The organism is Selenomonadales bacterium, assembly GCA_017442105.1.
Taxonomy (GTDB): Bacteria; Bacillota; Negativicutes; order RGIG982; family RGIG982; genus RGIG982.
Genome location: JAFSAX010000055.1, coordinates 1 through 6,519 on the forward strand (window position 1 = coordinate 1; position 6,519 = coordinate 6,519).

General features: G+C 46.4%; 8 protein-coding genes. 6 read left to right on the top strand and 2 right to left on the bottom strand.

All coding sequences use genetic code 11. The features are described 5' to 3' along the window. On the top strand, positions 1 to 407 hold a 407-nt coding region (gene coaD, locus IJN28_02275; GenBank protein ID MBQ6712601.1), incomplete at its 5' end, for a pantetheine-phosphate adenylyltransferase. A gap of 20 nt (positions 408 to 427) precedes the next feature. Continuing rightward, positions 428 to 883, top strand: coding sequence for an ATPase (locus IJN28_02280; protein MBQ6712602.1), 456 nt, complete (start codon positions 428 to 430; stop codon positions 881 to 883). Positions 884 to 912: 29 nt separating this feature from the next. Here IJN28_02280 and ylbJ read toward each other — a convergent pair whose 3' ends face one another. Beyond that, entirely contained in the window at positions 913 to 2,142 is a 1,230-nt protein-coding gene (ylbJ, locus tag IJN28_02285; GenBank protein MBQ6712603.1) for a sporulation integral membrane protein YlbJ, read from the bottom strand. A 90-nt stretch (positions 2,143 to 2,232) separates the two neighbouring features. Here ylbJ and IJN28_02290 point away from each other — a divergent pair, with 90 nt between their 5' ends. Beyond that, entirely contained in the window at positions 2,233 to 2,997 is a 765-nt protein-coding gene (locus IJN28_02290; GenBank protein MBQ6712604.1) for a patatin-like phospholipase family protein, read from the top strand. Here IJN28_02290 and IJN28_02295 read toward each other — a convergent pair. After that, the gene (locus tag IJN28_02295) at positions 2,992 to 4,233 is read right to left on the bottom strand and encodes a nucleotidyltransferase (GenBank protein MBQ6712605.1); all 1,242 of its coding nucleotides are present in this window, start codon (positions 4,231 to 4,233) and stop codon (positions 2,992 to 2,994) included. The genes IJN28_02290 and IJN28_02295 overlap by 6 nt on opposite strands. Positions 4,234 to 4,411: 178 nt before the next feature. Between IJN28_02295 and IJN28_02300 the strand changes: the two genes are divergently transcribed. The 3 genes from IJN28_02300 to rpmF all read left to right on the top strand — a co-directional run bounded on the left by IJN28_02300 (position 4,412) and on the right by rpmF (position 6,455). Further along, complete coding sequence (locus IJN28_02300) at positions 4,412 to 5,608, top strand: acetate kinase (protein ID MBQ6712606.1); 1,197 nt, start codon at positions 4,412 to 4,414, stop codon at positions 5,606 to 5,608. A 129-nt stretch (positions 5,609 to 5,737) separates the two neighbouring features. Continuing rightward, positions 5,738 to 6,247 carry a DUF177 domain-containing protein gene (locus IJN28_02305; GenBank protein ID MBQ6712607.1) on the top strand — a complete coding sequence of 170 codons (510 nt, stop codon included), beginning with the start codon at positions 5,738 to 5,740 and terminating at the stop codon, positions 6,245 to 6,247. A gap of 25 nt (positions 6,248 to 6,272) precedes the next feature. Then, positions 6,273 to 6,455 carry a 50S ribosomal protein L32 gene (gene rpmF / locus IJN28_02310; protein MBQ6712608.1) on the top strand — a complete coding sequence of 61 codons (183 nt, stop codon included), beginning with the start codon at positions 6,273 to 6,275 and terminating at the stop codon, positions 6,453 to 6,455. Positions 6,456 to 6,519 lie beyond the last annotated feature (64 nt).

Consider the following 6,519-nt stretch of genomic DNA (forward strand, 5'->3'; position numbering starts at 1 on the left):
AGCTGTTTGATACACTTATCATTGCTGTTTTTTGTAATCCGAATAAAAAACCTCTTTTTACGATGGAAGAGAGGGTAGAGATGCTCAAAGAAGCAACGGCACATATTCCGAATATTCGTATCGACGCATTTTCGGGACTGTTGGCAGACTATGTGAGAGAACAAGGTGCTTGTGCGATCGTGCGCGGATTGCGCACGGCGACCGATTTTGAATATGAGATGCAGCGTGATCTTTTTATGCAGCATGCTGCAAGCGATATCGAAACAGTCTATTTGATGGCTGGCGGCGCATATTCGTTCGTTAGTTCGTCCGGAATTAAGGAAATGGCGAAATTTCATGGACCAATAAAAGGACTTGTGCCTGTTAATGTAGAACAAAGAATAATAGAAAAATATAAAAATGCTTAAAATGGAAAGTGGGGATACATATGGCAATAGAAGAGATCTTGGACGAAATAGAGAATCTGGTAGCGGCCAGTTCTCGTTTTCCGTTGAGCAATAAAAGAGTGATTCAAGAAGATGCGTTGATTCGTCTGGTAGATGATGTGCGCAGATCGTTGCCGCAAGTATTGCAGGATGCGGCACGTGTTATGAAGGATAAAGAAAAGATACTTGATGATGCAAGAAAAGAAGGCGAAAAATTAAAAGAGCAAGCACGTGTCTATGCGGTTACTTTAGTTGAAGAACATGCTATTGTGAAGCAGGCTGAAAAAAGAGCCGAAGAGATCGATGCAGAAGCTCGTCGTGTAGCGCACGAAATGGAAATGAGCATGGCGAACTATGCAGATACTGTGCTTGATCGTGTGGAAACCAACTTGCAGAAGGCTTTGCAGGTCGTGCAGCAGACACATGCTGATTTCCGCCAAAAATATTCGGAGAAATAAAAGAAGTAGGCATTCTGGAGATAGAATGCCTACTGTTTTTTTATATTGTAATAACATTTTGTCGCCAATGCACAAATAAGAGATAGGGTAAGAAGTGCCGTAAGCAAAAGGAGCAGTATGGTGGCGATATGTTCGATGCGCATAAGCCAATCGAATGAAGTATCGTGCGATTGGAATACAGGTATGGCTGTCGTTTCCAGCGCGAACCGAAGCGGATCGAACAGAAGATATGCCAAGAGGCCTGCGAGGATAGCATGGAGCAGTCTGGCGATCATGTACGGCTTCATGCTGATCCCTGCTTCCATGACGATGCTGGCTACCTGCCCGTGTACGGACAATCCGCTCCAAGCGATGATGGCGCTGACCAAAGTGATCTTTTCGATGAGGGGAGATGATGATTCACTGACGGCAAGGGCGCCAAGATCGATCTCGAATAAGCCCGAAACGAGTGCGTGTGCAGATGCGGTATCGAAGTTGATCAGAAAAAGCAGACTGCCGAATAAGGCGGCAAGACAATCTGTGACACCTACTGTCGATAAGATGCGAAGAAATACGGAAAACAAAATGATAAATCCGCCGATCAAAAGACTGGTCTGCATCGATTCTCGTACAGCATCGCCGAGCAGCTTGCCGAATGGGCGGTTGTCTTCGCGTCTTGCTTTTACCAGTGCTGACAGTGCGCGCGGAAGCAGACGGGCAGAAACAGCAGTAAGCGGTAAGGTATGTGATTCGTCGCGGGATCTGCCGTGAAAGCGAAACAACAGTCCTACGAGCAAACTGCCGCCGTAATGTGCAATAGCAAGTGTTGCGCCGAGCTCAGGCATACCGAACATCCCGACGGCCACCGCGCCGAACATAAAGAGAGGGTCGGCTGTATTGGTGAAAGAAAGCAGTCTTTCAGCTTCTATTGCAGTGCAAAGATTGTTTTTACGAAAGTTGGACGTGATGACAGCATCCATCGGATATCCTGATGCCAACCCGAGCGAAAGGGCAAAGGCGCCGATGCCGGGAACGTTGAATAATGGCCGCATCAACGGTTCTAGGAGAACGCCGATGAAGTGAACGATGCCGATCCCCATCAATATTTCCGATAAAATAAAGAATGGAAGCAGAGATGGAAATACGACGCTCCACCAGAGATTGAGTCCGATCATAGCAGAATCGAAAACATCTTTGGGATAATAGATCATAGCAAGCGTAAGAAATAAACTGATAAGTGCTCCTGCATAAGTTCCCAACGGAAATGTACGAAACTTCATCGTGTAGTCCTCCTGAAAATCGGTTAATAATATATATGAGGGACTTTCGGGAATAGACTTGACAATGATGATGGGGATGAGAGGTGCAATGTGAAAAAGATAGGACTGGTATTAGGATCGGGCGGTCTGCGCGGCATGGCACATATCGGTGTATTGAAGGTGCTGGAAGAAGAAAAGATCCCGATCGCATTTATCGTCGGATGCAGTATCGGGAGTCTGGTAGGAGGTCTGTATGCAAGCGGGTATTCGGCGAAACGACTCGAGCGGATGGCATGTCGATTGAAACGAAGTGAGTGGATCGATATCGTCATTCCGCGTATGGGACTATTTGCAGGCAAAAAAATGCTGACGGCCATTGATAAGATGGCGCGTCAGCGAATGTTAGAAGAAACAAAAATACCGATCTATATTGTTGCGACAGACCTCTGCAAAGGAAAAGAAGTCGTGATACAAAAAGGTAATCTTGCCGAAGCAATTCGTGCCAGTACAGCAGTGCCGGGAATCTTCGAGCCGTTTGCCAAAGACGGTACGCTGTACGTTGACGGTGCGCTTGTCGATCCGATGCCTGTTGATGCGGCACGTGCGCTCGGTGCTGATATCGTGGTCGGCGTAGACCTTATGCACGGCTCAAATGTTCCTGTCATAGACAATATCTTTGATGTCGTATTGCAATCTATCGAAGTCGTACAACGGCAACTTGGCTATGAGAAATATAAAGATGCAGACATGATGATCTGTCCCGAGGTCAGCCATATATCGCAGAGCGATTTTGACAAGGCGTTTGAATGTATCCGTATCGGCGAAAATGCGATGCGTGCTCGTGTGGAAGAATTAAAAACAATCATCGAATCATAACAGATAGCGTATCGGTGAAGTCGTGAAGTCTTGATTCTGCGCAAGCGGAGCTGAAAAGAGGCGTGCATATAGATTCGTGCTTCGCACATCGAATGCGAGCATCTGTTTCAACGGATCGTCGCTCTGTGACAGAAGATCATATTGATTGAAGAACGGTGTCAGCTTCGTGATGATGGGAGCAGACATCGTTTTTTTGCGTGTGCGGAGATATTCTTGCCCGCGCTCGTTCATGCCGAGGATACGAATATATTGGGGGCCGATCTTATCGAAACGAGATACCATCTCTTGCGTCGTGCCGAACAAATAATGAAGGAGCGTGCGCGAAAGTCTGGTTCGAGGATATCGTTTTGTTTTTACGAGATCGAGAAGCTCTTCGAGAGAGGTCGCGGCAAGTGAAGCAGAAAGAAACTTGTTTTCAAGCCCTTCCGAGATACCGACAGTATTTTTCAGTCTTGTTTTATCGGTCGTAGCGAGAAGTCCGAATACGAACAGGGCTAACCGTTCGAGTGAGGGGATGCCGCCGTTTTCTTCGTAGAAACGCGTAAGATAAGGATGTGTGGCGGGCGGAATGTAGGAAGCAAGTTCTGTCGTGCGGAATCGAATATCGGCGATATTTTTGCGGATAGCCGAACTGCTTGCGTGCATCGCGTTCTCAAGGGATGCGCTGTGATGTGATGAGCCGTGTCGGACGATGTGGATAGGCTCGATAGTTGGGGCATATCGCATAATGGCTTTCAGGTATTCTGTTGCCAAAATATTGTTGGGTGATGAAAGAATGTCGGACGGTATATGATGTTTTTCTTCGAGCATAGCCGAAAGTGCCGCGGCATAGGGAAGACCTTTTGTCATGTAGGGAGCAAGGTCTTTTGCAAGATGGGGGTGCGATTGTGCGCGGGCAGACGTGAGGATAGGTTCGAGCTGCTTGCTTTCTGTGCCGAAGGCAAGATGTGTGATGCCGAGCTCATGGAGCAGACGGATTCCGCCGCGAGCAAAATATTCGGCACTGCGAACGGCAAAGACGAACGGTAATTCGACTACGAGATCGGCTCCTCCTGCCAGAGCAAGCTGTGCGCGCTGCCATTTGGTGAATACCGATGCTTCTCCGCGCTGGGTGAAGTGACCGCTCATAGCCGCGATCACGACATCGGGAGATTCGCGTCTTCTGACTTCGGAGATCTGGTATGCGTGCCCGTTATGGAATGGATTGTATTCGGCGATAATACCGACTGCTTTCATCGACAAACGTCCTTTCGTAATATCATACTAATTTGTTTCTGGACAAATAAAAATACTCCTGCTAAATAAATTTTGTTGTAACAGTAAGAAGGAAAATATATTTTTGCGTGGAATAAATAACTATTAGCGATTGTGGGCTAATAACACACATAAGAGAGATATGTAGGAGGATGAAGTTGTGAAAGTTTTAGTTGTAAATTGTGGTAGTTCGTCTTTGAAATATCAGTTGTTCGACATGACGGACGAAACCGTATTGGCAAAAGGTTTGGTTGAACGTATCGGTATCGAAGGTTCGATCTTGACGCATCAGCCGGGCGAAGGCGACAAAGTAAAAATCGAAGCAGATATCCAAAACCATGGTATCGCAATTAAAATGGTATTTGATGCTTTGACGAACAAAGAACATGGCGTTATCGAAAATATCCAGGAAATCGCAGCTGTTGGTCACCGTGTAGCACATGGTGGTGAAAAATTGAAACAGTCCGTACTCGTTACGCCGGAAACGCTCCAGTTGATGGAAGAGTGCTTCGAAATGGCACCGCTCCACAACCCGCCGAACGTACTTGGTATCAAAGCTTGTGCTGAATTGATGCCGGGTGTTCCGCAGGTAGGCGTATTCGATACGGCATTCCATCAGACGATGCCGCAGAAAGCTTACATGTACGGTCTTCCGTATGAAGTATATGAAAAATATCAGATCAGAAGATATGGCTTCCATGGTACGTCCCACAAATATGTTGCACAGTGCGCAGCTGACATGATGGGCAAAAACTTGGAAGATCTCAAAATCGTTACTTGCCATTTGGGTAACGGCTCGAGCATCGCTGCTGTTAAAAACGGCAAATGCGTTGACACGAGCATGGGCTTCACGCCGCTCGAAGGTTTGGTAATGGGTACTCGTTGCGGTGACGTTGACCCGGCAATCCTTCCGTACCTCATGAAAAAAGAAAACATGTCGGTTGACGAAATCGATGCTTACATCAACAAACAATCCGGTGTATACGGTGTATCCGGCGTATCGAGCGATTTCCGCGACATCGAAGGCGCTGCAGCTGAAGGCAATGCACAGGCACAGCTCGCACTCGATATGTTCGCATATCGCGTACAGAAATACATCGGTGCTTATGTAGCAGCAATGAACGGTGTAGACGCTATCGTATTCACGGCAGGTCTTGGTGAAAACGGTATCTCCATGCGTGCTAAAATCGCAAGCGAACTCGGCTACCTCGGCACGACGCTCTGCGAAAAACGCAACGACATTCGTGGTAAAGCTCGCGAAATCAGCACGGAAGGCTCCGCAGTAAAACTCTTCGTTATCCCGACGAACGAAGAATTGATGATCGCTCGCGACACGAAAGTTCTCTGTGCGAAATAATCAAGAACATAATAGAGCATACTCTCGGACAAACGTTCGAGAGTATGTTTTTTTCACAGCAGTCAAGAAAAATCCTTGACAAACGATAAAAGGGTAGCTATAATAGGTAAGGATTGAAGGTGGAACATGATGAGAATTAATACTGGCGAAACGAAGATGCAAGTTGGTATCGATCAGCAATTTCATTTCATCACGTCTGCCCGTCAATTAGATATTGACGAAAAGACGATAGAAATTTCGGATGATATCGTAGTTGACGGAACAATATCTTATACCGGTCGTTTATTTCAAGTAAGTGGCAACATTTCTTTCCGGGCAGAGCGCGTATGCGATCGTTGTTTGGAAAACTTCACAGAACACATGGTGATTCCTTTTGACGAAGTCTATCAAGAAGATACGGCGGAGAAAAAAGAAGAAGATGCCATTGAGTTCGAAGGAACGTTCATCGACTTAACGATGGTCGTAAGAGAAATGTTGATCATGGCCGACTTTTCGAAGGCGCTTTGCAGTGAAGACTGCAAAGGACTTTGCTTGAAATGCGGAGCGAATTTAAACGAGCAGGACTGTCAATGTGATCGACATATAATTGATCCTAGATTAGCTGCTCTTCAGTCCTTCTTCGATAACGATAAGGATTGATAGATGTTTTTAAGGAGGTGTAGAAATGGCAGTACCAAAGCGTAAGATGTCGAAATGCCGTCGTGATAGAAGACGTGCAAACTGGAAATTAACGGCTCCTAGCCTTGTTGAATGTCCGCAGTGTCATGAAGCTAAGTTGCCGCATCACGTATGCTCGGAATGCGGTTACTATGATGGCAAAGAGGTTGTAAAAGTAGCAGCAGAGTAATCAGTAACATAAAAAATAAATCCCCGCGAGTTGATGGAAACTTGGTTTTCAACGATTCATGGGG